18 protein-coding genes are annotated in these 22,874 nt (G+C 69.7%); 4 read left to right on the top strand and 14 right to left on the bottom strand.

Annotation, left to right across the window (positions count from 1 at the left end; genetic code table 11):
* From O3Q52_RS09125 to O3Q52_RS09075, 11 genes are all read right to left on the bottom strand, one after another.
* Positions 1-1,125 (bottom strand): FAD:protein FMN transferase (locus tag O3Q52_RS09125; RefSeq protein WP_269648306.1); only part of this gene is annotated, 1,125 nt, incomplete at its 3' end.
* A complete protein-coding gene (locus O3Q52_RS09120) occupies positions 1,125-1,463 on the bottom strand; it encodes a hypothetical protein (protein WP_269648305.1) in 339 nt (112 codons plus the stop codon). The genes O3Q52_RS09120 and O3Q52_RS09125, both read right to left, overlap by 1 nt.
* Positions 1,464-1,604: 141 nt before the next feature.
* Positions 1,605-3,299, bottom strand: a complete 1,695-nt coding sequence (locus O3Q52_RS09115; protein WP_269648304.1) for a proline--tRNA ligase — start codon at positions 3,297-3,299, stop codon at positions 1,605-1,607.
* 160 nt (positions 3,300-3,459) lie between these two features.
* Positions 3,460-4,029 (bottom strand): GNAT family N-acetyltransferase, encoded by a 570-nt coding sequence (locus O3Q52_RS09110; RefSeq protein WP_269648303.1) that lies wholly within the window; start codon positions 4,027-4,029, stop codon positions 3,460-3,462.
* Positions 4,030-4,173: 144 nt separating this feature from the next.
* Positions 4,174-5,022: a GNAT family N-acetyltransferase gene (locus O3Q52_RS09105; protein ID WP_269648302.1), complete on the bottom strand. Its 849-nt coding sequence runs from the start codon at positions 5,020-5,022 to the stop codon at positions 4,174-4,176.
* 283 nt (positions 5,023-5,305) lie between these two features.
* Positions 5,306-6,463: a flavodoxin-dependent (E)-4-hydroxy-3-methylbut-2-enyl-diphosphate synthase gene (ispG, locus tag O3Q52_RS09100; RefSeq protein ID WP_055616509.1), complete on the bottom strand. Its 1,158-nt coding sequence runs from the start codon at positions 6,461-6,463 to the stop codon at positions 5,306-5,308.
* Between the two features lie 165 nt (positions 6,464-6,628).
* Complete coding sequence (locus O3Q52_RS09095) at positions 6,629-7,933, bottom strand: RIP metalloprotease (protein WP_269648301.1); 1,305 nt, start codon at positions 7,931-7,933, stop codon at positions 6,629-6,631.
* Complete coding sequence (gene dxr, locus O3Q52_RS09090) at positions 7,930-9,207, bottom strand: 1-deoxy-D-xylulose-5-phosphate reductoisomerase (RefSeq protein ID WP_269648300.1); 1,278 nt, start codon at positions 9,205-9,207, stop codon at positions 7,930-7,932. Before dxr ends, O3Q52_RS09095 begins: the two co-directional genes overlap by 4 nt.
* A gap of 125 nt (positions 9,208-9,332) precedes the next feature.
* Entirely contained in the window at positions 9,333-12,071 is a 2,739-nt protein-coding gene (gene secA / locus O3Q52_RS09085; protein ID WP_269648310.1) for a preprotein translocase subunit SecA, read from the bottom strand.
* Between the two features lie 53 nt (positions 12,072-12,124).
* On the bottom strand, positions 12,125-12,652 hold the full coding sequence (locus O3Q52_RS09080; RefSeq protein ID WP_269648299.1) for a hypothetical protein: 528 nt from the start codon (positions 12,650-12,652) through the stop codon (positions 12,125-12,127).
* A gap of 60 nt (positions 12,653-12,712) precedes the next feature.
* A complete protein-coding gene (locus O3Q52_RS09075) occupies positions 12,713-14,650 on the bottom strand; it encodes an acyl-CoA dehydrogenase family protein (protein WP_269648298.1) in 1,938 nt (645 codons plus the stop codon).
* Positions 14,651-15,072: 422 nt separating this feature from the next.
* On the opposite strand from O3Q52_RS09075, the gene O3Q52_RS09070 reads away from it, so the two are divergent.
* Both O3Q52_RS09070 and O3Q52_RS09065 read left to right on the top strand, forming a co-directional pair.
* Positions 15,073-16,116, top strand: coding sequence for a LacI family DNA-binding transcriptional regulator (locus O3Q52_RS09070; RefSeq protein ID WP_269648309.1), 1,044 nt, complete (start codon positions 15,073-15,075; stop codon positions 16,114-16,116).
* A gap of 116 nt (positions 16,117-16,232) precedes the next feature.
* On the top strand, positions 16,233-18,329 hold the full coding sequence (locus O3Q52_RS09065) for a glycoside hydrolase family 31 protein (protein WP_332112890.1): 2,097 nt from the start codon (positions 16,233-16,235) through the stop codon (positions 18,327-18,329).
* Positions 18,330-18,376: 47 nt separating this feature from the next.
* Here O3Q52_RS09065 and O3Q52_RS09060 read toward each other — a convergent pair whose 3' ends face one another.
* Both O3Q52_RS09060 and O3Q52_RS09055 read right to left on the bottom strand, forming a co-directional pair.
* Complete coding sequence (locus tag O3Q52_RS09060; RefSeq protein ID WP_269648307.1) at positions 18,377-19,303, bottom strand: LLM class F420-dependent oxidoreductase; 927 nt, start codon at positions 19,301-19,303, stop codon at positions 18,377-18,379.
* Positions 19,304-19,311: 8 nt separating this feature from the next.
* Positions 19,312-20,082 (bottom strand): ABC transporter ATP-binding protein, encoded by a 771-nt coding sequence (locus O3Q52_RS09055; protein ID WP_269648297.1) that lies wholly within the window; start codon positions 20,080-20,082, stop codon positions 19,312-19,314.
* Positions 20,083-20,239: 157 nt separating this feature from the next.
* On the opposite strand from O3Q52_RS09055, the gene O3Q52_RS09050 reads away from it, so the two are divergent.
* Positions 20,240-21,277 carry an ABC transporter substrate-binding protein gene (locus O3Q52_RS09050; RefSeq protein ID WP_269648296.1) on the top strand — a complete coding sequence of 346 codons (1,038 nt, stop codon included), beginning with the start codon at positions 20,240-20,242 and terminating at the stop codon, positions 21,275-21,277.
* A gap of 1 nt (position 21,278) precedes the next feature.
* Positions 21,279-22,046 carry an ABC transporter permease gene (locus tag O3Q52_RS09045; RefSeq protein ID WP_269648295.1) on the top strand — a complete coding sequence of 256 codons (768 nt, stop codon included), beginning with the start codon at positions 21,279-21,281 and terminating at the stop codon, positions 22,044-22,046.
* Positions 22,047-22,152: 106 nt separating this feature from the next.
* On the opposite strand, the gene O3Q52_RS09040 is transcribed toward O3Q52_RS09045, so the two are convergent.
* Positions 22,153-22,872 carry a hypothetical protein gene (locus O3Q52_RS09040; protein WP_269648294.1) on the bottom strand — a complete coding sequence of 240 codons (720 nt, stop codon included), beginning with the start codon at positions 22,870-22,872 and terminating at the stop codon, positions 22,153-22,155.
* Between the last annotated feature and the right edge of the window lie 2 nt (positions 22,873-22,874).

Raw genomic sequence — 22,874 nt, 5'->3', positions numbered from 1 at the left:
ACCCCCGCCATCGGCCTGAACGGCCTCGTCCTCAAACGCCGGACGGGCTGAAGTGCCAGCCCCGGCCGCGAAGTATTCAGCCCCTCCGGCGTTTGAGGAGCGGGGGTTCGGGGGCGGAGCCCCTGAGGCAGGGACGGGAATGGGCAGGGGCGGCGGGGGCGAGAACTGCGGTGTTCCGTTCGTCCGCCAGCCCGGTGTCGTCGCCACCGTGCCGTCCCGGGCCACCAGCCTCGCCGGGAGGCCCAGGCCGGACAGCCAGCGTTCCGCGCCGGTGCCCTTGATGATGGCCGCCGTGCTGGCCGCGTTCGCGTCGGCGCAGGTGGTGGCGGCGACCGAGACCGTCCGCCAGGGGGAATCGGCCGGGAGGCCGGTGTCCGGGTCGACGATGTGGTGGAGGGTGTGCGGCCCCGAGCGCCAGGTGCGGGCGGCCGTGCCCGAGGTGGCGAGCCCGCCGCCGCGCAGGCCGACCGTCGCGTACGGGCCCTGCGGAGGCGTCTCGTCGACCGGACCCGTGACGTCCTGGACGCGGATCCGCCAGCCACCCGCCGGGGCTTCGCCTGCGACCGCCGTGTCGCCGCCGAGGCTCACCAGAACTCCGCAGCCCGCCGCCCGCGCGAGTGTCGCCGCGGCCTTGTCCGCCGCCCAGGCCTTGGCCGTGGCACCGAGGTCGAGGCGGACCCCGGCCGGGACGGTGACCGTACCGGTCGCGCGGTCCAGGCGTATCAGGCGCCAGCCCGGGACGGGGCGCACGGTGAGCTTCACCGGTCGCCCGTCCTCCTGGACCAGCCGGAAGTCACGGTCGTAGCCGATGGCGTTCATCGCCGAACCGACCGTCGGGTCGACGGCTCCGTCGGTCGCGGCGGCGGCGCGCAACGCGACCGCCAGCGCCTCCGCGAGCAGCGGGCTGACCCTGACCGGCCGCCCTCCGGCGCTGTCGAGCGCGACCAGCTCGGAGTCCTCGCGGAACCTGCTGCACGCCGCGTCGACCTCGGCCAGATGCCGGGCGAGCAGCAGGTTGCAGGAGTCCAGCAGCGCCGGGTCCGTCGTGACGAGCCGCACGCTCGTACCGAGGGCACGCCAGTTCGCTGCGGCCGTAGGACGCAAGGAGGTGTCGGCGGCGGTCATCACGACGCCCCCGAGGTGGAGTCGGCGGTCCCACTGTCGTCGGCGGAGGTCAGGTCGTCGGACGAACCCTGCAGCGACGAGGAGGAGTCGCTCCCGCTGTCCGAGACCGAGGAATCCGACGACGAGGACGAGGACGAGGACGAGTCTTCCGACTGTGACGTCGTCGAGGACGACGAGTCCGTCGTTCCGGCCGCCGTCGTCGTCGCGGCCGACTCCATCGTGCCGATGAGTGCGAAGACGCCCGCCGCTGCCGCCAGTGTCACCGCCGCTGCCGCGGCAGCCGTACGCCGTGCGCCTCTGCGGACCGCCGCGGCGGCCCCCCGTTCGCTGCCAGACATGACTGCTCCCCTCCCGAATGACGCTGTGTCACGTCCTACGGTCGGGGAGCAGCCTGAGAGAAAACTGTGCGGCGCCCAGACGCCCGGCAAGAAGTCTCTGAGAGGCTTCTTAATCCCGCGGGGTCAATCGCTCGGCAGGGGTCACTTGCTCAGGCGGGCGATCGCCTCGTCCACCGTCAGCTCCTCGCGCTCGCCGGTGCGGCGGTCCTTCAGTTCCAGGACGCCCTCGGCGGAGCGCCGGCCGGCCACCAGGATCTTCGGTACGCCGATGAGCTCGGCGTCCGTGAACTTCACGCCCGGCGAGACACCCGCCCGGTCGTCCACGAGCACCCGGACGCCCGCCGCGCTCAGCTTCTCCGAGACGTCGAGGGCCAGTTCGGTCTGGAGTGCCTTGCCCGCGGCGACGACATGGACGTCGGCCGGGGCGATCTCGGCGGGCCAGACCAGGCCCTGCTCGTCCGCGTGCTGCTCGGCGAGCGCCGCCACGGCGCGCGAGACACCGATGCCGTACGAGCCCATGGTCACGCGGACCGGCTTGCCCTGCTGGCCGAGGACGTCGAGCTGGAGGGCGTCGGCGTACTTGCGGCCGAGCTGGAAGATGTGGCCGATCTCGATGGCGCGGTCCAGCGTGAGGCCGGTGTCGCAGGCGGGGCAGGGGTCGCCTTCCTGCACGACCACCGCGTCCACGTACTCGTCCACCTCGAAGTCACGGCCCGCGACGACGTTCTTCGCGTGCACGCCCTCCTTGTTGGCGCCGGTGATCCAGGCGGTGCCGGGGGCGACGCGCGGGTCGGCGAGGTAGCGGACCTTCTCCAGGCCCTGCGGGCCGACGTATCCGCGTACGAGGTCGTCGCGGCCCGTGAAGTCCTCGGCCGTGACGAGTTCGACGGCGGCGGGGGTGAAGTGCGCCTCGACCTTGTCCATGTCGACCTCGCGGTCGCCCGGTACGCCGATGGCCACGATCTCGCCGTCCACCTTGACCAGCAGGTTCTTCAGGGTGGCGGAGGCGGGGACGTCCAGGTACGCGGCGAGCGTCTCGATGGTCGGGGTCTCGGGGGTCGGGATCTCCTCGAGAGCGGGCACGGCCGACCCGTCCACCGGCTTCAGCGCGTACGTGATCGCCTCGGTGTTGGCCGCGTAGTCACAGTTGGGGCAGTCGGCGAAGGTGTCCTCGCCGGCCGCGGCCGGGGCGAGGAACTCCTCGGACTTGGAGCCGCCCATGGCGCCCGCGGTGGCCGCGCAGATGCGGTAGTCCAGGCCGAGACGCGTGAAGATCTTCTGGTACGCCTCGCGGTGCAGGGCGTACGACTTGGCCAGGCCCTCGTCCTCCGTGTCGAAGGAGTACGAGTCCTTCATCAGGAACTCGCGGCCGCGCAGGATGCCGGCGCGGGGGCGGGCCTCGTCGCGGTACTTGTTCTGGATCTGGTAGAGGATCACCGGCAGGTCCTTGTAGGACGAGCACTGATCCTTGACCAGGAGGGTGAAGATCTCCTCGTGGGTCGGGCCGAGGAGGTAGTCGCCGCCCTTGCGGTCGTTGAGGCGGAACAGCTCGGGGCCGTACTCCTCCCAGCGGCCGGTCGCCTCGTAGGGCTCCTTCGGCAGCAGGGCGGGCAGCGCGACCTCCTGGGCGCCGATGGCGTCCATCTCCTCGCGGACGACCCGCTCCACGTTGTTGAGGACCTTCTTGCCCAGCGGCAGCCAGGACCACAGGCCGGCCGCGGTACGGCGTACGTAGCCGGCGCGCACCAGCAGCTTGTGGCTGAGCACCTCGGCGTCCGCCGGGTCGTCACGCAGTGTCTTGACCATCAAACGGGACATGCGCTGGACCTGGGCCATGGTTCTCGACTCCTGCTGCGTAAGGGTGATGGCTAGGAGGTTAGCCGGGGGGCCGCCGTCGCCGGAAATCCGTTTACGGCGCCGGAGGGATCCGTCGGCGATGCCGGAGGGATCCGTCCGCGATGCCGGAGGGGTCGGTCGGCGGCGCGGGGAGGACGGGTCAGCGGCGCCGGAGGGGCAGCGGGGCGCCCATCACCGCGTACGGCTTCGGTGCGCTGGGGAACAGGACCTGTCTGGCGAGGTCCTCGTATCCGAGCGAGCGGTACAGGCCGCGGGCCGGGCTCTCCGTGTCGATGGCGGAGAGGATCGAGCGGGGCTGGGCGGCGCTGTCCGTGATGGTGGTGATCAGGGCACGGCCGACGCCCTGGTTCTGGAAGCCCGGGTGGACGTGCAGTTCGGTGATCACGAAGGAGTCGTCCAGCCATCCGTCGGATCCCTGGCTGCGCAGATAGGGCTCGACGACTGTGGACCACCAGTGCGTCCTGTCGTTGGGCATGCCGTAGACGAAGCCGACGAGACGTCCGTCCGCGGTGGTCGCGCCGAGCGCGCGGGCGCCGGGGTACGTGAGGTGCCGCAGCACGATCTGGCGTCGTACGGCGATCTCGTCCGAGCCGAGTCCGAACGCCAGGGCTTGGACGGCCAGCGCCTCGTCGATCCTGGCGGCCAGGTCCAGGAGACCGATGACGATGTCGTCGGGCGTGACGGGGCCCTGACCGGGGAAGCGCAGCATGCCCGGAGACTACCCGGGCATGTCGTTGGGGTGCGCTGTGAGTCGGGTGGTCTTGTTGGGTGCAGGCCGGATGTGGCTGGTCGCGCCCACGCGGCGCAGCCGCACATGTCACAGCCCCGCGCCCCTGAAACGGGCTGCGCCCCCTCAGAACAGGATGCTCATGAAAGCGCCGACCTCTTGGAAGCCCACTCTGCGGTAGGTGGCCCGGGCGGCTGTGTTGTAGTCGTTGACGTAGAGGCTGACGATCGGGGCCACGTCGGCGAGGGCGTAGCGGAGGACCGCTGCCATGCCGGGGGCCGCGAGGCCCTGGCTCCGGTATTCGGGGGCAACCCAGACGCCCTGGATCTGGCAGGCCTGGGTGGTGGCCGCGCCGATCTCCGCCTTGAAGACGACCCTGCCGTTGTGGTCGAGGCGGGCGAACGAGCGGCCGGAGCCGACCAGTTCGGCGACCCGGGCCTGGTAGAGGAGTCCGCCGTCGCCCGCGAGCGGGGAGACGCCGACCTCCTCGGTGAACATCGCCACGCACGCCGGCATGATCGTCTCCATCTCGTCCTTGCGGATGCGGCGGACGTACGGATCCGGGGCCATGTCGGTGGGGAGCCGGTCGGTGACCATCAGAGGCTGGTGCGGGCGGACCTCACGGGCCGGGCCCCAGTTCGGTTCCAGGAGGCGCCAGAGCTGGGAGGTGGCGTCGGACGGGCCGACGATGGAGGAGCAGCGGCGGCCTGCCCTGCGGGCGCGGTCCGCGAAGGCCCGTACGGCTCGGGGGGTGGCGCAGATCGGGACCAGGTTGGCGCCCGCGTAGCAGAGGGACGTCAGCATGCCGTCCTCGTACCAGCCCCACATCTCGCCGCCGAGGCGCCAGGGGTCGAGGCCTGCGACCTGTACGCGGGAGGTCACGAAGGCGTTCGCCACCGGCTCGCGGTCGAGGACGGCGAGCGCGGCGTCCAGGTCGCTCGGTTCGAGGACCCTGGTGGTCGTCTGCGTCAACACGTGCGGGGCCTTCACCATCAGGTCTGCTGATCTCCGCACTGTACCTGGCGGAATTGTGCCACGCCGCCTGATGGGTCGGGGCCGGGTTTTCTCGCCCCCGCCGCCCCTACCCTCCCCCACTCTTGGCTTCGCTCGAGCGGGGGGACCCCCATCATCCTTCTGGGGCTCCGCCCCAGACCCCGTGGGGTGTCTTTTCGGGTGCGGGTGCGTTGTGGCTGATCGCGCAGTTCCCCGCGCCCCTAAAACCTAAGGGCGCGGGGAACTGCGCAACGGGCGGAGGTCGTCAGCCCGCCACGGACACCGAGGGCTCGCCGGAGGGGATTCCGTCCGCCTCCATCTGTTCGGCGATCTTCAGGGCCTCCTCGATCAACGTCTCGACGATCTTCGACTCCGGGACGGTCTTGATGACCTCGCCCTTGACGAAGATCTGGCCCTTGCCGTTGCCGGAGGCGACGCCGAGGTCGGCCTCGCGGGCCTCGCCGGGGCCGTTGACCACGCAGCCCATGACGGCGACGCGGAGGGGGACCTCCATGCCCTCAAGACCGGCGGTGACCTCCTCCGCCAGCTTGTACACGTCGACCTGGGCACGCCCGCAGGACGGGCAGGAGACGATCTCAAGACGCCGCTGCTTGAGGTTCAGCGACTCCAGGATCTGCATGCCGACCTTGATCTCCTCGACCGGCGGGGCCGAGAGGGAGACGCGGATCGTGTCGCCGATGCCCTCGGCGAGCAGGGCGCCGAAGGCGACCGCGGACTTGATCGTGCCCTGGAAGGCGGGGCCGGCCTCGGTGACGCCCAGGTGCAGCGGGTAGTCGCATGCGGCGGCCAGCTGCCGGTAGGCGTTGACCATGACCACCGGGTCGTTGTGCTTGACCGAGATCTTGATGTCCCGGAAGTCGTGCTCCTCGAAGAGCGAGGCTTCCCAGAGCGCCGACTCGACGAGCGCCTCGGGCGTCGCCTTGCCGTACTTCTGGAGCAGCCGCTTGTCGAGCGAGCCGGCGTTGACGCCGATCCGGATCGGCGTGCCGGTGTCCTTGGCGGCCCGCGCGATCTCCTTGACCTGGTCGTCGAACTGCTTGATGTTGCCGGGGTTCACGCGGACCGCGGCACAGCCGGCCTTGATCGCGGCGAACACGTACTTCGGCTGGAAATGGATGTCGGCGATGACCGGCAGCTGCGACTTGCGGGCGATCGTCGCAAGCGCGTCCGCGTCGTCCTGCGTGGGGCACGCGACGCGCACGATCTGGCAGCCGGACGCGGTCAGTTCGGCGATCTGCTGGAGCGTGGCGCCGATGTCCGACGTACGCGTCGTCGTCATCGACTGCACCGAGACGGGTGCGTCTCCGCCCACCGCCACGGTTCCGACCTGGATCTGCCGGCTCTTCCGGCGCTCGGCGAGCTTGGTCGGAACGGACGGCATGCCGAGTGAAATCGCAGTCATCTGCTGTGCAACCCCAAGGTAAGGACGGTCGGTCCCGAAAGCTGACGGGCTCCAGCCATCGAGATTACGGCACCCCCGCAGACGGGAGCACATCCGCTGCGCAGGACCACCCAATGGAGGGCGGCCGGACACAAATCATGTCCGGCCGCCACAAACTCCGTATGACTAGGAGATTCTCACCGGGTTAACCACGTCCGCGATCAGTACCAGGATCGTGAAGCAGATGAAGATCCCGGCCACCACGTAGGCGACGGGCATGAGCTTCGCCACGTCGAACGGACCGGGGTCCGGCCGCCGCAGCACCTTCGCCAGATTGCGGCGCAGGGCCTCCCACAGGGCGCCCGCGATGTGACCGCCGTCGAGCGGCAGCAGCGGGAGCATGTTGAACAGGAACAGGGAGAGGTTGAAGCCCGCGACGAGGAACAGCATCATCGCGATCTGGTTCTCCGGCGGGATGTCGAGGGTGAAGACCTCGCCGCCTACCCGGGCCGCGCCGACCACTCCCATCGGGGAGTCCGCCTCGCGCTCGCCGTCACCGAAAGCCGCGTCCCACAGGGCGGGGACCTTGGACGGCAGGGCGACGAGCGACTCGACGCCGTTCCGCATCATGTCGCCCATGCGGTCGACGGACTGCCCGAACGACTGCTGGACGATGCCGGAGGCGGGCGTGAAGCCGAGGAAGCCGGCGTACACGTACTTGCCCTCGACGTAGCCGCCGTCGCCGTCGGTCTTGCTGACCTGGTTGCGGATCAGGTGGGCGGTCAGGTCGAGCTGCTTGCCGTCGCGCTCGACGGTGAGGGTGACGGCCTTGCCGGGGTTGGCGCGGATGTCGGCCTGGAGGGCGGACCAGTCGGTGATCTTCTCGCCGTTGAACGCGAGGATCTTGTCACCGCCCCGGAGCCCGGCGGCCTTGGCGGGCGCGGCGGTGTCGCTCTTCTGGCACTCGGAGCGGTTCTCGCTCTGCTCGATGACGCAGTCCGAGACCTTGCCGACCGTGGTCGTCTGGGTCTGGATGCCGAAGGTCATCATCACGCCGAGGAAGATCGCGACGGCCAGGATCAGGTTCATGAAGGGGCCGGCGAACATCACGACGACGCGCTTCCACGGCTTGCGCGTGTAGAAGAGGCGTATCTCGTCGCCCGGCTGGAGCTCCTCGAAGGACTGGGCCCTGGCGTCCTCGATCATGCCGCGCCACGGCGAGGTGGAGCGGGCCTCGATACGTCCGTCGGGGCCGGGCGGGAACATCCCGATCATGCGGATGTAGCCGCCGAGCGGAATCGCCTTGACCCCGTACTCGGTGTCGCCCTTCTTGCGCGACCAGATGGTCGGGCCGAAGCCGACCATGTACTGCGGCACGCGGATGCCGAACAGCTTGGCCGTGGAGAGATGCCCCAGCTCGTGCCAGGCGATCGAGATGAGCAGGCCGATCGCGAAGACGACTATGCCGAGGATCATCATCAGGGTCGTCATGCACGAGCCTCCGCCGTTGTCGTGGCTGTCGATGTCGCTGTGGTTCGGGCTGTCAGTTCACGGGCCCGGGCACGCGCCCAGGTCTCCGCATCGAGGACGTCCGGGACGGTGAGCGAGGTTCCCGTACGAGGCGCGCCGTGCTCGGCGACGACCTTCGTGACGGTCTCCATGATCCCGTTGAACGGCAGGGAGCCGTTCAGGAACGCGTCCACGCACTCCTCGTTGGCCGCATTGAACACCGCCGGGGCCGTGCCCGCGAGCTTCCCGACATGCCGGGCGAGCCCCACCGACGGAAACGCGTCGGTGTCGAGCGGGAAGAACTCCCAGCTCGACGCGTTCGACCAGTCGAAGGCGGGCGCGGCGTCGGGGACCCGCTCGGGCCAGCCGAGGCCGATGGCGATCGGCCCGCGCATGTCGGGGGGCGTCGCCTGGGCCATTGTCGATCCGTCCGTGAACTCCACCATCGAGTGGACATACGACTGCGGATGCACGACCACCTCAATCCGTTCGAAGGGAATGTCGTAGAGGAGGTGCGCCTCGATGACTTCAAGACCCTTGTTGACCAGGGTCGCGGAGTTGATCGTGATGACGGGGCCCATGGCCCAGGTGGGGTGCGCGAGGGCGTCCTCGGGGGTGACGTCGGCCAGCTCGGCCTTCGTACGTCCTCTGAAGGGGCCGCCGGACGCGGTGACGACGAGCTTGCGTACGTCGGCCCTGGTGCCGGAGGCGAGCGCCTGGAAGAGGGCGGCGTGCTCGGAGTCGACCGGGATGATCTGGCCCGGCTTGGCCAGCGCCTTCACCAGCGGGCCGCCGACGATGAGCGACTCCTTGTTGGCGAGCGCGAGGGTGCGGCCCGCCTCCAGGGCGGCGAGGGTGGGGGCGAGGCCGATCGAGCCGGTGATGCCGTTCAGGACGGTGTGGCAGTCGGATGCGGCGAGGTGGGTCGCGGCGTCCGCTCCCACGAGGATCTCGGGGAGGGTCTCCCCCGCTCCGTACTGCGCGGACAGGGCCTCGCGCAGCGCCGGTACGACGTCCTCGCGCGCGACGGCGACCGTCCGGACGCGGAGCCGGTGGGCCTGCTCGGCGAGCAGGCCCACCCTCCCGCCCGCGGCGGAGAGCCCGGTGACCCGGAACCTGCCGGGATTGCGCAGCACAAGATCGATGGCCTGGGTCCCGATCGACCCGGTGGATCCGAGGATCACCACATCCCGGACTCCGTCCACAGGATCGAAGACAAGATGCGGATCGGTGAGGGGGGCTGGACTGTCGCTCATCCCCCCATTGTTGCCGCAATGCCGCTCCAACAGGACAGCGAGTCCCACCTGTGCCCCGTTAGGGGCGCGGGGAACTGCGCGACCAGCCCCACACGACCCGCACCCGCCACCAAACCGCAGGGCACCTACCTCTTGCGCTTCCGACGGCTCCTGGACCTCGCCGCACGCCTCTGCTGGGGCTTCACATCGGCCACACCCTCCGCCGGAGGCGACGGAACCGCGTCGGCCGGCTCGAAGTCCCCTTCGACAACCCCCTCCGCCGTATCCAACGTCGGCGCACTGAAATGCAGTCCATCCGTACGCCGACCGGAATCCAGCCCCTCCTGACCACCGGCGGCCTTCCCGGACGCGTCCAGATTGAACACGTACCCGACCGACTCCTCCTTGATCGCCTCGGTCATCGCGGCGAACATGTCGTACCCCTCGCGCTCGTACTCGACGATCGGCTCCCGCCCGAGCGTCCACCGCAGCCCGATGCCGTCGCGGAGGTAGTCCATCTCGTACAGGTGCTCGCGCCATTTGCGGTCGAGGACCGAGAGCACGACGAGCCGCTCCAGATCGCGCAGCGCGTCCGCGCCGAGCTCGGTCTCGCGCTCCTCGTAGCGGGCGTGGACGTCGTCGGTGACGGCCTCGACGAGTTCGTCGGCGGTGAGCTCGGCGCGCTGGCCGGCCGCGTCCTCCAGGTCCTCGATGGTGATCCGGACCGGGTAGAGCTGCCGGAACGCGCCCCACAGCCGCTCCAGGTTCCACTCCTCGGGGAAGCCCTCGGCGGTCTCCTCGGTGATGTACGCGCGGATGGTGTCGTCCATGAAGTGGAGGATCTGTTCGCGCAGGTTCTCCCCGTCGAGGACGCGGCGGCGTTCGGCGTAGATGAGGGTGCGTTGCCGGTTGAGCACCTCGTCGAACTTCAGGACGTCCTTGCGGGACTCGAAGTGCTGCTGCTCAAGCTGGGACTGGGCGGAGGCGATGGCGCGGGTGACCATCTTGTTCTCGATGGGGACGTCGTCGGGGACGTTCGCCATCGACATCACGCGCTCCACCACCTGGGCCCGGAACAGCCGCATCAGGTCGTCCCCGAGGGAGAGGTAGAAGCGGGAGGCGCCGGGGTCGCCCTGACGGCCGGAGCGGCCGCGCAGCTGGTTGTCGATGCGGCGGGACTCGTGGCGCGCGGTGCCGAGGACGTAGAGCCCGCCGAGGTCCTTGACCTCGTCGTGCTCGGCCGCGACCGACTCCTTGATGCGGTCTAGGGCCGCCCGGTGTTCGTCGGGGTTCTCCTCGGGGGTGAGGCCGCGCCGGTCGAGCTCGGCGAGCGCCATCGCCTCGGGGTTGCCGCCGAGCATGATGTCGGTGCCGCGCCCCGCCATGTTGGTGGCCACGGTGACCGCGCCCCTGCGGCCGGCCTGCGCCACGATCTGGGCCTCGCGCTCGTGGTTCTTCGCGTTGAGGACCTCGTGGCGTATGCCCCGCTGCTTCAGCCGGGCGGCGAGGGTCTCGGACTTCTCGACGGAGGTGGTGCCGACGAGGATGGGCTGGCCCTTCTCGTGCTTCTCGGCGATGTCGTCGAGGATCGCCGTGTACTTGGCCTCCACGGTCCGGTAGATCTGGTCGGGGTCGTCCTCGCGGGCGTTCGGCTGGTTGGTGGGGATCGGCACCACGTGGAGCTTGTAGATCTGGTGGAACTCGGCGGCCTCCGTCATGGCGGTGCCGGTCATCCCGCCGAGCTTCTCGTAGAGGCGGAAGAAGTTCTGGAGGGTGATGGTGGCGAGGGTCTGGTTCTCGTCCTTGACCGTCACCGCCTCCTTGGCCTCGATGGCCTGGTGCAGGCCCTCGTTGTAGCGGCGGCCGGCGAGGATGCGGCCGGTGTGCTCGTCGACGATGAGGACCTCGCCGTTCACGACGACGTAGTCCTTGTCCTTCTTGAAGTGCTCCTTGGCCTTGAGCGCGTTGTTCAGGTGCCCGATGAGGGGCGTGTGGTCGGACTCGTAGAGGCTCTCGATGCCGAGCTGGTCCTGGAGGAACTCGACTCCGCTGTCCAGGATCGCGACCGTGCGCTTCTTCGGGTCGTACTCGTAGTCGTGGGTGGCCCGCAGTTCGGCGAGGCGCTCCTTGTCCGGCGGCGAGGTGAAGTTCTCGTCCTGGACGGCGACGCCCCGCATCCGCGTGACCATCCTGGAGAACGCCTCGTACCAGTGCGTGGGCTGGTCGGCCGGCCCGGAGATGATGAGCGGGGTGCGGGCCTCGTCGATGAGGATCGAGTCGGCCTCGTCGACGATCGCGAAGTGGTGGCCGCGCTGCACGAGTTCGTCCTTCGACCAGGCCATGTTGTCGCGCAGGTAGTCGAAGCCGAACTCGGTGTTGGTGCCGTAGGTGATGTCGCAGGCGTACTGCGTGCGCCGCTCGGCCGGGGTCGACTGCGACTTGATGACGCCCACGGTCAGGCCCAGGAAGCGGTAGGCGCGGCCCATCCAGTCGGCGTCGCGCTGGGCGAGGTAGTCGTTGACCGTGACGAGATGGACTCCCTTGCCGGTCAGGGCGTTCAGGTAGACGGGCAGGGTGGCGACGAGGGTCTTACCCTCGCCGGTCTGCATCTCGGCGATGTTGCCGAGGTGGAGGGCGGCGCCGCCCATGACCTGTACGTCGAAGTGGCGCATCCCGAGGGTGCGGCGGGCGGCCTCGCGCATGGTGGCGAAGGCCTCCGGCAGCAGGTCGTCGAGGCTCTCACCGGCCTCGTACCGCTCCTGGAACTCCGGGGTGAGCGCCTGGAGTTCCTCGTCGGTGAGCTGCTCGAAGTCCTCCTCCAGAGAGCCCACCTGTTCCGCGATGCGCTGGAGTTTGCGCAGGATTCTTCCCTCGCCGGCCCGCATGATCCGGCCGGTGATGCTGTCGAGACCGAGAGCCGGCACTGGAATTACCCCCATTAGATCGCGTCCACCAGCATCCGTATGCGGCGATTGGCGCGCTGCAGAATGTGGACGCCTTGTTGGTTCGCTTTGATCACCTCGCGCAGTACGGGGTCTTTTGCGTACCCCACCGCGCCGCGGAAAAGCTGCTGGATCACGGGCCGTTCGCCCGGCCGTCCCGCGTCGAGCAGTGCGTCGACGTCCCGAAGGTCGATTCTCCGGACGGGCAGCGGGTCGAAGGAGGCCACTGACGGCCGCGGTTCCTCGTCGACCAGCGCCGGCGCGCAGTCGTTCAGCAGGGCCGCGAGCGCGTCCCGGTGTGCCTCGAAGGTCTCCGGCGCGCTCTGGCGAAGCTTGTCCGCCAGTGGCAGAACCTCATTGCGCACCGCCCGTAACGCCCGTACGAGTTCTGTGTCGTTCAGCTGTTCTCGCGCTTGCCCGCGCGCTCGCGTCAGCTGGACAGAAAATCCCTGACTGTATTCTTCCCCCACACCGTGGCGCATATTTTGTCCCCGTTCGCCATTCTGTTCATTGTTGACGCACACCTTCTGTGCGGCAAGCGGCAGAATGACGACGGGGACGGCAGTGCATTCCTGGGGAAAAGGTCAACGGATGGGGCGGTGGACGTTCTCCCTTTCGGACGGTCCGGGTGTCGCGTCGGCGATCCAGGGGCCTTCGCCGGACGGGTCGACGACTCCCTCCTCCAGCCAGGTGTAGGCGCCGCCGAGGACGCCCTTGACGACCTTGCGGTCGAGGTCGTCGGTGTTGGACCACAGACGGCCGAAGAGTTCCTCGACGCGGACCCGGGACTGGCTGCAGAAGGCGTCGGCGAGCTGGTACGCCTCGCGGCCGTGGTCCCCGGTGGTGCGCAGGAGTTCGGCGCGGACGCAGGCGGCGCTCATCGCGAAGAGTTCGGCGCCGATGTCGACGATCCGGCCGAGGAAGCCCTGCTTGGTCTCCATCCGGCCCTGCCAGCGGGACATGGCGTAGAAGGTGGACCGGGCGAGCTTGCGCGCCGACCGCTCCACGTACCGCAGGTGCCCGGAGAGGTCGACATGACCGGCCGGGTGGAAGTCCCCGTACGAGCGAGGGAGTTGGCCGGGGCCCGCGACCAGCTTCGGGAGCCACTTGGCGTAGAAGACTCCGGCGTTGGCGCCCGCCTTCGCCTTGTCCGAGAGGGACTTGTCCGGGTCGATGAGGTCACCGGCCACGGACAGGTGGGCGTCGACCGCCTCGCGGGCGATCAGCAGGTGCATGATCTCGGTCGAGCCCTCGAAGATGCGGTTGATGCGCAGGTCGCGCAGCACCTGTTCGGCGGGGACGGCCCGCTCGCCGCGGGCGGCCAGCGAGTCGGCGGTCTCGAAGCCTCGGCCGCCGCGGATCTGGACCAGCTCGTCGGCCATCAGCCAGGCCATCTCGGAGCCGTACAGCTTGGCGAGGGCGGCCTCGATGCGGATGTCGTTGCGGTTCTCGTCCGCCATCTGCGACGACAGGTCGAGTACGGCCTCCAGGGCGAAGGTCGTCGCCGCGATGAAGGAGATCTTCGCGCCCACGGCCTCGTGGAAGGCGACGGGCTTGCCCCACTGCTCGCGCACGGACGACCACTCGCGGGCGATCTTCAGGCACCACTTGCCCGCGCCGACGCACATGGCGGGCAGCGAGAGCCGTCCGGTGTTGAGCGTGGTGAGGGCGATCTTGAGACCCGCGCCCTCCGGCCCGATCCGGTTCGCGGCGGGCACCCGGACCTGGTGGAGGCGGGTGACACCGTTCTCCAGGCCGCGCAGCCCCATGAAGGCGTTGCGGTTCTCGACGGTGACGCCCTCCGAGGCGGTCTCCACGACGAACGCCGTGATGCCGCCCTTGTGGCCCTCCGACTTGGGCACCCGCGCCATCACGACGAGCAGGTCCGCGACGACGCCGTTGGTGGTCCAGAGCTTCACCCCGTCGAGGACGTAGTCGTCGCCGTCCGGCACCGCGGTGGTGGCGAGGCGCGCCGGGTCGGAGCCCACGTCCGGCTCGGTGAGCAGGAACGCGGAGATGTCCGTACGGGCGCAGCGCGGCAGGAAGATGTCCCGCTGCTCCTGCGTGCCGAAGAGCTTCAGGGGCTGCGGTACGCCGATGGACTGGTGCGCGGAGAGCAGCGCGCCGAGCGCCGGGTTCGCCGAGCCGACCAGGGCGAGCGCCTTGTTGTAGTACACCTGCGTCAGACCGAGACCGCCGTACTTGGTGTCGATCTTCATGCCGAGGGCGCCGAGCTCCTTGAGCCCGTTGATCGTCTCGTCCGGGATCCGCGCCTCCCGCTCGATGAGGGCCGAGTCGACCTTCGTCTCGCAGAAGTCGCGCAGCTTGGTGAGGAACTCCTCGCCGCGCTGCACGTCCTCGTCGGGCGGCATCGGGTGCGGATGGATCAGATCGAGCCGGAAGCGGCCGAGGAACAGCTCCTTGGCGAAGCTGGGCTTGCGCCAGTCCTGCTCCCGTGCGGCCTCGGCGACCTGCCGGGCTTCACGTTCGCTGACAGCGGGCTGGTGGGGTGTTGCGGACAAGAGGCTCACCTCGCCGCGAATAGGGATCTTGGTCCGGTACGGTTACCGACCGGTTCTACTCGATCGTATGTACCCGATTCCGGACCCACCCACCACCCCTCACGCGCCGTTCGGCCCAACCCGACGCACACAAGAGCGAACCCACCCACTCAGAGCGACTCGGGGCCCCGGGGGGATAGTGGGGGGCGAAGCCTCCCCACTGAGGGGCGCGGGGAACTGCGCGACAAGCCCCCACTCACCCGCACCCGCCACCCCACCGAACCCCCCACCCCCAAAGGCGCCCCAAAAAACCGACGGAGTCGAAGCGCTTCGACAACCTATGGACACCCACCCGCCGTCAAGCTACTGTCGAGCCACCCTCACTCGCCCCTTGTCCACAACGCGCACTGTCGAAGCGCTTCACACAACGCTTGGAGAGCTGGATGGTCACCCTCGCCGAGGTCGCCCAGCACGCCGGAGTCTCGGCGAGCACGGTGAGCTATGTCCTCAGCGGCAAGCGGTCCATCTCCGCGGGTACCCGCGAGCGGGTCGAGCAGAGCATCCAGCAGCTCGGGTACCACCCCAACGCGGGAGCCCGCGCACTGGCAAGCAGCCGGTCAAACATCATCGCGCTGATGATCCCGCTCCGTACGGACATGTACGTACCCGTGATGATGGAGATCGCCATCGCCGTGGCGACCTCGGCCCGCACCCACGGGTACGACGTGCTGCTGCTGACCGGTGAGGAGGGTCCCGACGCCGTGCGCCGGGTCACCGGCAGCGGGCTCGCCGACGCGATGATCCTGATGGACGTCGAGCTCGACGACGAGCGGCTGCCGCTGCTGCGCGCTGGGGGCACCCCCGGTCGAGCGAAGTCGAGACTGGGGGAGGACCAGCCGTCCGTCCTCATCGGTCTGCCCGCCGACACCAGCGGCCTGACCTGCGTCGATCTCGACTTCGGCGCCACGGGCGCGCTGTGCGCCGAGCATCTCGCGATGCTCGGTCACCGTGACATCGCTGTCATCGGCGAGGCGCCCGCGGTCTACGAACGGCACACGGGCTTCGCCGAGCGCACCCTCGACGGACTCCGGTCCCGGTCACGGGAGTTGGGCGTGCGCGTGCTGCACCGCCCGTGCGAGGGCGGCTACGACGCGATGTCGCTGACCCTGTCCCGGATCTTCGACGAGCGCCCGGGCACCACGGGCTTCGTCGTGCAGAACGAGTCCGCGGTCGAACCGCTGCTCGCGCTCCTGCGCCAGCAGGGCCGGGCCATCCCCGAGGACGTGTCGGTGATCGCGATCTGCCCGGACCAGGTCGCCACCCAGGCCTCGGTGCGGCTGACCTCGGTCGCCATCCCCGCGCAGGAGATGGGCCGGCATGCCGTGGAGCATCTGATCGCCAAGCTCGAAGGGCACGGCAAGGACGAAGTCGTGCTTCTCGCACCCGAGTTGACGGTACGGGCGAGCACTGGCCCGGCCGCTTCCTGAACCAACCGCCCAACCACCCCGCGCCTCACGGGCGTTGGGGCATCCCAACCTGTCCCGGTCCGCCGGAGCCGCGTCACCGGGTCCTGTCGCCACTCCTTCCTTCAGGAGCACCCCACGTGAATCAGCCTGCCGAAAACCAGCCCGGACAGCCCGGACAGCCCGGACAGCCCGGACAGCCCGGTCAGCCCGGCCAGGGGTCCGCCAGCCTCGCCCAGTCCTCCCCCACCGTCGGCACGTTCCGCGAGCGCGACGGCGCCCTGGAGTGGAGCGGCCGCCAGGAGACCGTACGCATCGAGCCGTGGGGCCCCGACGCGGTCCGGGTCCGGGCCAGGCTCGGCGGGCCGGTCCTGGAAGGCCTGCCGGGCGCGCTGCTCGACGAGGCGCCCGCGACCGAGGCCTCCGTCAAGATCGAGGACGGGCGCGGGCAGTTGACCGTCGGCGCGCTGACCGTCGAGGTCGACGCCGAGGGCCTCGTCCGCTTCGTCCGCACCGACGACTCCGCGGAACTCCTCACCGAGGAGCGCGCCCACTTCTGGTGGCCGGGACCGCGCCTCTACACCCCGGTCGGCAACGGCCACCACCGGCTGGAGCAGCGCTTCGCGGCGTACGAGGGCGAGAAACTGTACGGCCTGGGCCAGCACCAGCACGGGCTGCTCGACCAGAAGGGCGCCGTCCTCGACCTGGTCCAGCGCAACGCCGAGGTGACCATCCCGGTGCTCACCTCCAGCCGCGGCTACACCCTGCTGTGGAACAGCCCGGCCATCGGACGCGTCGAGCTCGCGGGCAACGGCACACGCTGGGTGGCGGACTCGGCCCGGCAGATCGACTACTGGATCACCGCAGGGCAGCCGGCCGACGCGCAGCGCCGCTACAGCGCGGTGACCGGCCGTACGCCGATGCTGCCCGAGTGGGCCGCCGGCTTCTGGCAGTGCAAGCTGCGCTACCGCACCCAGGACGAACTCCTCGGCGTGGCAAGGGAGTACAAGCGCCGAGGCCTGCCCATCGACGCCATCGTCTGCGACTTCTTCCACTGGACGCACCTGGGCGAGTGGAAGTTCGACCCGGCGGAGTGGCCCGACCCGGCCGCGATGCAGCGGGAGCTGGAGGAGCTCGGCATCAAGCTGGTCGTGTCCGTCTGGCCGTCCGTCTCCCCGCTCTCCGAGAACCATCAACTCATGGAGCAGCGCGGCTACTTCATCGGCACGCAGTACGGCCCGATGGCGCACGCCGACTGGCCGGACAAGGAGGTCGCCTCCACGGTCCAGGTCGCCTTCTACGACGCGACGAACCCCGAGGCGCGCGACTTCATGTGGTCGCGGATCAAGGAGAACTACCTGGAGCCGTACGGGATCACGGCCTTCTGGCTCGACGCCTGCGAGCCGGAGCTGAAGCCGGGCTTCCAGGAGAACCTGCGCTACTGGGCGGGCCCGGGCCTCGAAGTCGGCAACATGTACCCGAGCGAGAACGCCCGCACCTTCTACGAGGGCATGCTCGCGGCCGGCGAGAGCGAGATCGTCACCCTCAACCGCTCGGCGTGGGCGGGCAGTCAGCGCTACGGCGCCGCCCTGTGGTCCGGTGACATCGGCACGGACTTCGCGACGCTGCGCCGCCAGATCGCGGCGGGCCTCAACACGTCGCTGTCCGGCATCCCCTGGTGGAACACCGACATCGGCGGCTTCCACGGCGGCGACCCGGACGACCCGGCGTACCGCGAGGTCATGATCCGCTGGTTCCAGTTCGGCGCGCTCTCCCCGCTGATGCGGCTGCACGGTTTCCGGGACCCGGGCATGCCGCTCGGCCCGGACATGACCGGCGGCCCGAACGAGGTCTGGTCGTACGGCGAGGAGGCCGCCACGATCATGGAGAAGTACCTCCGGCTGCGTGAGCGCCTGAAGCCGTACGTGCTCGACGTGATGCGGGCCGCGCACGAGGAGGGGCTGCCGGTGATGCGGCCGCTGTTCCTGGAGTTCCCGGACGACCAGGCGACCTGGTCGGTGGCGGACTCCTATCTCTTCGGCCCGGATCTGCTGGTCGCGCCCGTCCTGACGGCGGGGGCGAGCGTGCGGACGGCCTATCTCCCGGCCGGGGCGCGATGGACGGACGCCTGGACGGGAACCTCGTACGAGGGCGGTACGAGCGTCACGGTGGACGCCCCGCTGGACCGGATACCGCTCTTCCTGCGGGACGGGGCGGCTCTCCCGGTCGCCGAGTGACAGCCCGCCCTCTCAAGGGAGTTGAGAGGCGATATCGAGGGAGCTTCTCAAGAGAGCTGAGGCGCGACCTCGGCCGCCAGCAGGTCCAGGTGGTCGAGGTCGGAGAGGTCGCGCAGGCGTACGTACACGCGGGAGGCCCCGAGGCCGGCGTACTGGCCGAGCACGTCGACGATCTTCCCCGGGGGGCCGTGCACCGGTTCCTCCGGGGGGAGGCGGGACGGCTCGTGCAGCAGGGCGAGGCGGGTGTCCATCTCGGATTCGGTGCGGCCCGAGGCGATGCCGAGGCACACCGAGAGGATCAGGGGAGGTCCGCCGGCCGCCTCCCTGGCGGCCCGCGCGCCCGCGAACAGGTCGGCGCTCTGCTCGGGCGAGGTGAAGGGCAGGTTGAACTCGTCGGCGTACCGGGCGGCCAGGCTCGGTGTGCGGCGGGGGCCGCGGCCGCCCACGATGATCGGCACTCCCGGCCGCTGGACGGGCTTCGGCAGCGCGGGCGAGTCGGTCAGGCGGTAGTGGCGGCCCTCGTACGAGAAGCGTTCGCCGGGCGGGGTGGCCCAGAGGCCGGTGACGACCTGGAGCTGTTCCTCCATCCGCTCGAAGCGTTCGGCGGGTGGCGGGAACGGAATGCCGTACGCGCTGTGGTCGAGGGCGAACCAGCCGGCGCCCAGGCCGAGTTCGACCCTGCCGCCGCTCATCGCGTCGACCTGGGCGGCGGTGACCGCGAGCGGGCCGGGGTGCCGGAAGGTGGCCGAGGTCATGAGGGTGCCGAGCCGGATCCGCGAGGTCTCGCGGGCCAGACCGGCGAGGGTGGTCCAGGCGTCGGTGGGTCCAGGCAGGGCGTCGGTGTAGTGCATCGGGTGGTAGTGGTCGGCGACGAAGAAGCCCTCGAAGCCGCACTCCTCCGCGTGCTGGGCAGCCCGCATGAGTTCGTCGTAGGTGGCCCCGTGGTACGGCTCGGTGAACAGGCGCAGCTCCATCTCCCCGCTCACACTCCCGTCATGTGGCTGGCCAGCAGCAGGTCGTGCAACTCGGCGCGGCAGCGGGCGAGTTCGGTGGCGTGTGCGTCGTGGCCCAGTGAGCGGGGCCGGGGTACGGGGACGTCGAGGACCGTACGGACCTGGCCGGGGCGCGGGCTGAGAACGACGACACGGTCGGCGAGCAGGACCGCCTCCTCGATGGAGTGGGTGACGAGGACGACCGTGGCGGCGTACTCCATGTGCACGCGCTGCAGCACCTCGCACAACTCCTCGCGGGTCAGGGCGTCCAGGGCCGAGAAGGGCTCGTCCATCAGCATCACGCGCGGCCGCTGGATCAGTGAACGGCACAGCGCCACGCGTTGCTGCATGCCGCCGGACAACTCGTGCGGCAGACGTTTGTGGAAGGGGGCGTCCAGGCCGACGGTGGACAGCAACTGCCGGGCTGCTTCCCGGTGTTCGGGGCGTGGCCGGCCGTGGACCTGGATGGGCAGCAGGACGTTGTCGAGCACCGACCGCCAGGGGAGCAGGGCCGGGCGCTGGAAGAGGATGGCGACGTCCCGGCGCGGTTCCCGCACGGGCTCGTCCGCGATCCGCACCTCACCGGAGGAGGCGGGAAGCAGTCCGGCGATCACCCTAAGCAGGGTGGACTTGCCACAGCCGGAGCGGCCCAGGACCGCCACGAACTCACCGTCCCCGACGTCCAGTTCGATGCCGCGCAGGGCCTCCACGGTCCCTCTGCGGCCGTTGAAGCTCTTCGACACGCCGCGCACTCGGATCACGGGCTGCCCTCCATCACCGGTTCACCTTGAGCGGTAGCGGTACGGCCGAGAATAGGGCGGCGCAATCCGTGATCAACCACCTCGGTCGATGTTTGTTACATGACAACCAGGTCTGCGGTATCGACAACTTCCGCCTCAACAGCTCCACTTGAGAGCCATGAGACGGAATACGCGGCTACCCGTCGCGCTCCTGGCTGTCCTGCTGACGGCGGCACTCTCCACGTCCTGCGGCTCCGACGACGACAACGACGGCAAGGCCGGATCCTCCGGCGGTTCCGCGCCCGACAAGGTCACCTACATCACCGGTTTCGGCACCTTCGGGCGCGAGGCGTACGCCTATGTCGCCCAGGACAAGGGCTACTTCAGCGACGCGGGCGTTTCGGTCACCATCCAGCCTGGGCAGGGCAGCGCCATCAGCCTGGCCGCGCTGGCCGGCGGGCGGGCACAGTTCGCGCCCGTCGACCTCAGCAGCACGATCATGCAGGTCGGCGGCGGCAAGGTGTCCGGTGTGACGGCGGTCGCGGCCGTCCACCAGACCACGGACGCCGCCGTGATGGCGGTGGCCGACAGCGGCATCAGCAAGCCCGCGGACCTGGAGGGCAAGAAGATCGCGGACCCGGCCGGTTCGGTCATCGGGGCCCTCTTCCCGGCGTACGCGAAACTCGCCGGATTCGACGCCGACAAGGTCGACTTCGTCAACCTCGAACCCCAGCAGCTCGGGGTCAACCTCGCGGCCGGCAAGGTCGACGCGGTCGGCCAGTACCGGGTGGGCCGCCCGAACATCGAGAACGCCGTCAGGGGCAAGGAGGTCGTGGTCCTGCCGTTCGGCAAGTTCCTGACCGAGAGCTACGGCTCGGCCGTCACGACCACCACGAAGATCGCCGAGGAGGACCCGGACCTGGTCAGACGCTTCACATCGGCGCTGCTCAAGGGCATGCGCTACGCGATCGACCATCCGGAGGAGGCGGCCTCGGTGCTGGCGAAGAAGCACCCCACCGTCAACGAGAAGGCCGCCGCCGCGGAGATCGAGCTGCTCGGCGAGGCCGTACAGCCCAAGAAGGAAGGGGCGCCGATCGGCACGATGGACCGGGAGCGGGTGGCCGGGGCGATCAAGGCGCTGGTGGACGCCGGGGCGGTCAAGTCCGGTCCGACGCCCGAGCAGCTGGTCTCCTTCGATCTGGTGCCGAAGTCCTGAAGTGCTCAGGCGGGTGATGGAGTTCGGCTGGCCCGTGCTCGGGCTGGCCGCCGCGATCGGTGCCTGGGCACTCGCCGTGGTCGTGTTCGACGTACCGGAGATCGTCCTGCCGTCACCCGCCGACGTGCTGGACGCCTTCCTCCGCGTGCCCGGCTATCTGCTGGGCGAGGCGGTCACCACGCTCGTCGTCATCGTGCTGGGCTTCGCGCTGGCCGTGGCTGCGGGACTGGTGATCGGGGTGGCGATCGCGGCTTCGCGGATCGTGGAGCTGATGTTCTCGCCGCTCCTGGTGGCGTTCAACGCGGTGCCCAAGGTGGCGCTGGCCCCGCTGCTCGTGGTGTGGATGGGGTTCGGGCAGCAGCCGAAGGTCGTCATGGCGCTGCTCGTCTGCTTCTTCCCCGTCGTGCTGTCGGTGGCGGGCGGGCTCACCTCGACACCGGTCGAACTCGTCGAGCTGGCACGGTCGTTGCGCGCGTCGCGCACCCAGACGTTCCTCCGGTTCCGCTTCCCGAGCGCGCTGCCGCAGATCTTCGTGGGGCTGAAGGTCGCCATGCCGTTGTCGGCCGTCGGCGCGGTCATCGGCGAGTTCAGCGCAGGCGACGAGGGGCTCGGCTTCGTCGTCGTACAGTCCGGGGCGAACTCCGACACCGCCCTGGCGTTCGCCGCGATCGCCCTGCTCGGCGCGATGAGCGTGGCGCTGTTCTACGCGCTCGTGCTCGCGGAGCGGATGCTGCTGCCGTGGGTGAGGGAGACGACGTCGCAGCGGTAGCCGCAGAGATGGGCGCAGCCCGGGGCCGGCCCCGCGTGGGGGACGGCGCCGACCCGGGCGTACGGTCACCTGCCGGTGACGGTGGCGGTACCGATGGCGGTGGGGCTCAACTGCTGGAGACGGTCAGGTTGTTGGTGGCGAAGTCCAGGCCGCCGGACGACGAGGTGATCTCGAAGCCGAACTGCACGTCGCCGATGGTCTCGTTGCCCATCCAGCCCTTGGTGTCCTTGATCCACTTGAGGATCGGCAGGACGTTGACGGTCCCGGAGTTCGAGTCCGAGGTGCGCAGGAACGAGAAGACCTCGTTGGCACCGTTGTTGCCCTTGTAGACGGTCCAGGTGTGGCCGCCGAGGGTGACATTGCCCTGGGAGGTGCCGAGCGGACCGACGGCTCCGTTGTAGTTGACCCAGAGCATGATCTCGTAGTCGTAGTCGGTGTCCCAGATGTCGTACGAGGTGTTGTACGCGCCCGAGGACGGCACGGTGACGTTGTAGCTGCTGCTGAGCGAACCGAGCGAGGTGATCGTCTTGTTGACCACCTTCTTGGAGTTCGGGTACGACTTGATGCCGCCGGTGTTGGGGTGGTTGGCCCAAACGCCCCAGTTGGTACCGGAGTTGGCCCAGATGCACTGGCTGCCGGCGCCGGAGCCCCAGATGTTGTTGTAGAGCGTGTAGCCGTTGAGGCCGGTGTTGCCCCACTGGTCGCAGGAGTTCCAGACGGCCGCCGAGGCGGGCGCGGAGGCGAGGCCGATGGTGGCGCCGAGCGCGAGCGCGGGGGCCAGGAGTGCTTTGGCGATCCGGCCAAGGGTGCGGGTGCGTGCTGCCATGG

It is taken from the genome of Streptomyces sp. ActVer (genome assembly GCF_027270795.1).
In the GTDB taxonomy this organism is placed as follows: Bacteria; Actinomycetota; Actinomycetes; order Streptomycetales; family Streptomycetaceae; genus Streptomyces; species Streptomyces umbrinus_A.
Note: the sequence above shows the minus strand (reverse complement) of the source record. Positions and strands in the feature narration are given on the sequence as shown.

Coding starts and splice junctions, on each gene's coding strand:
- O3Q52_RS09120 (WP_269648305.1), bottom strand. CDS start 1,463: ATGTCTGGCAGCGAACGGGGGGCCGCCGCGGCGGTCCGCAGAGGCGCA.
- O3Q52_RS09115 (WP_269648304.1), bottom strand. CDS start 3,299: ATGGCCCAGGTCCAGCGCATGTCCCGTTTGATGGTCAAGACACTGCGT.
- O3Q52_RS09110 (WP_269648303.1), bottom strand. CDS start 4,029: ATGCTGCGCTTCCCCGGTCAGGGCCCCGTCACGCCCGACGACATCGTC.
- ispG (WP_055616509.1), bottom strand. CDS start 6,463: ATGACTGCGATTTCACTCGGCATGCCGTCCGTTCCGACCAAGCTCGCC.
- O3Q52_RS09095 (WP_269648301.1), bottom strand. CDS start 7,933: ATGACGACCCTGATGATGATCCTCGGCATAGTCGTCTTCGCGATCGGC.
- dxr (WP_269648300.1), bottom strand. CDS start 9,207: ATGAGCGACAGTCCAGCCCCCCTCACCGATCCGCATCTTGTCTTCGAT.
- secA (WP_269648310.1), bottom strand. CDS start 12,071: ATGCGGGCCGGCGAGGGAAGAATCCTGCGCAAACTCCAGCGCATCGCG.
- O3Q52_RS09070 (WP_269648309.1), top strand. CDS start 15,073: ATGGTCACCCTCGCCGAGGTCGCCCAGCACGCCGGAGTCTCGGCGAGC.
- O3Q52_RS09060 (WP_269648307.1), bottom strand. CDS start 19,303: ATGGAGCTGCGCCTGTTCACCGAGCCGTACCACGGGGCCACCTACGAC.
- O3Q52_RS09050 (WP_269648296.1), top strand. CDS start 20,240: ATGAGACGGAATACGCGGCTACCCGTCGCGCTCCTGGCTGTCCTGCTG.
- O3Q52_RS09040 (WP_269648294.1), bottom strand. CDS start 22,872: ATGGCAGCACGCACCCGCACCCTTGGCCGGATCGCCAAAGCACTCCTG.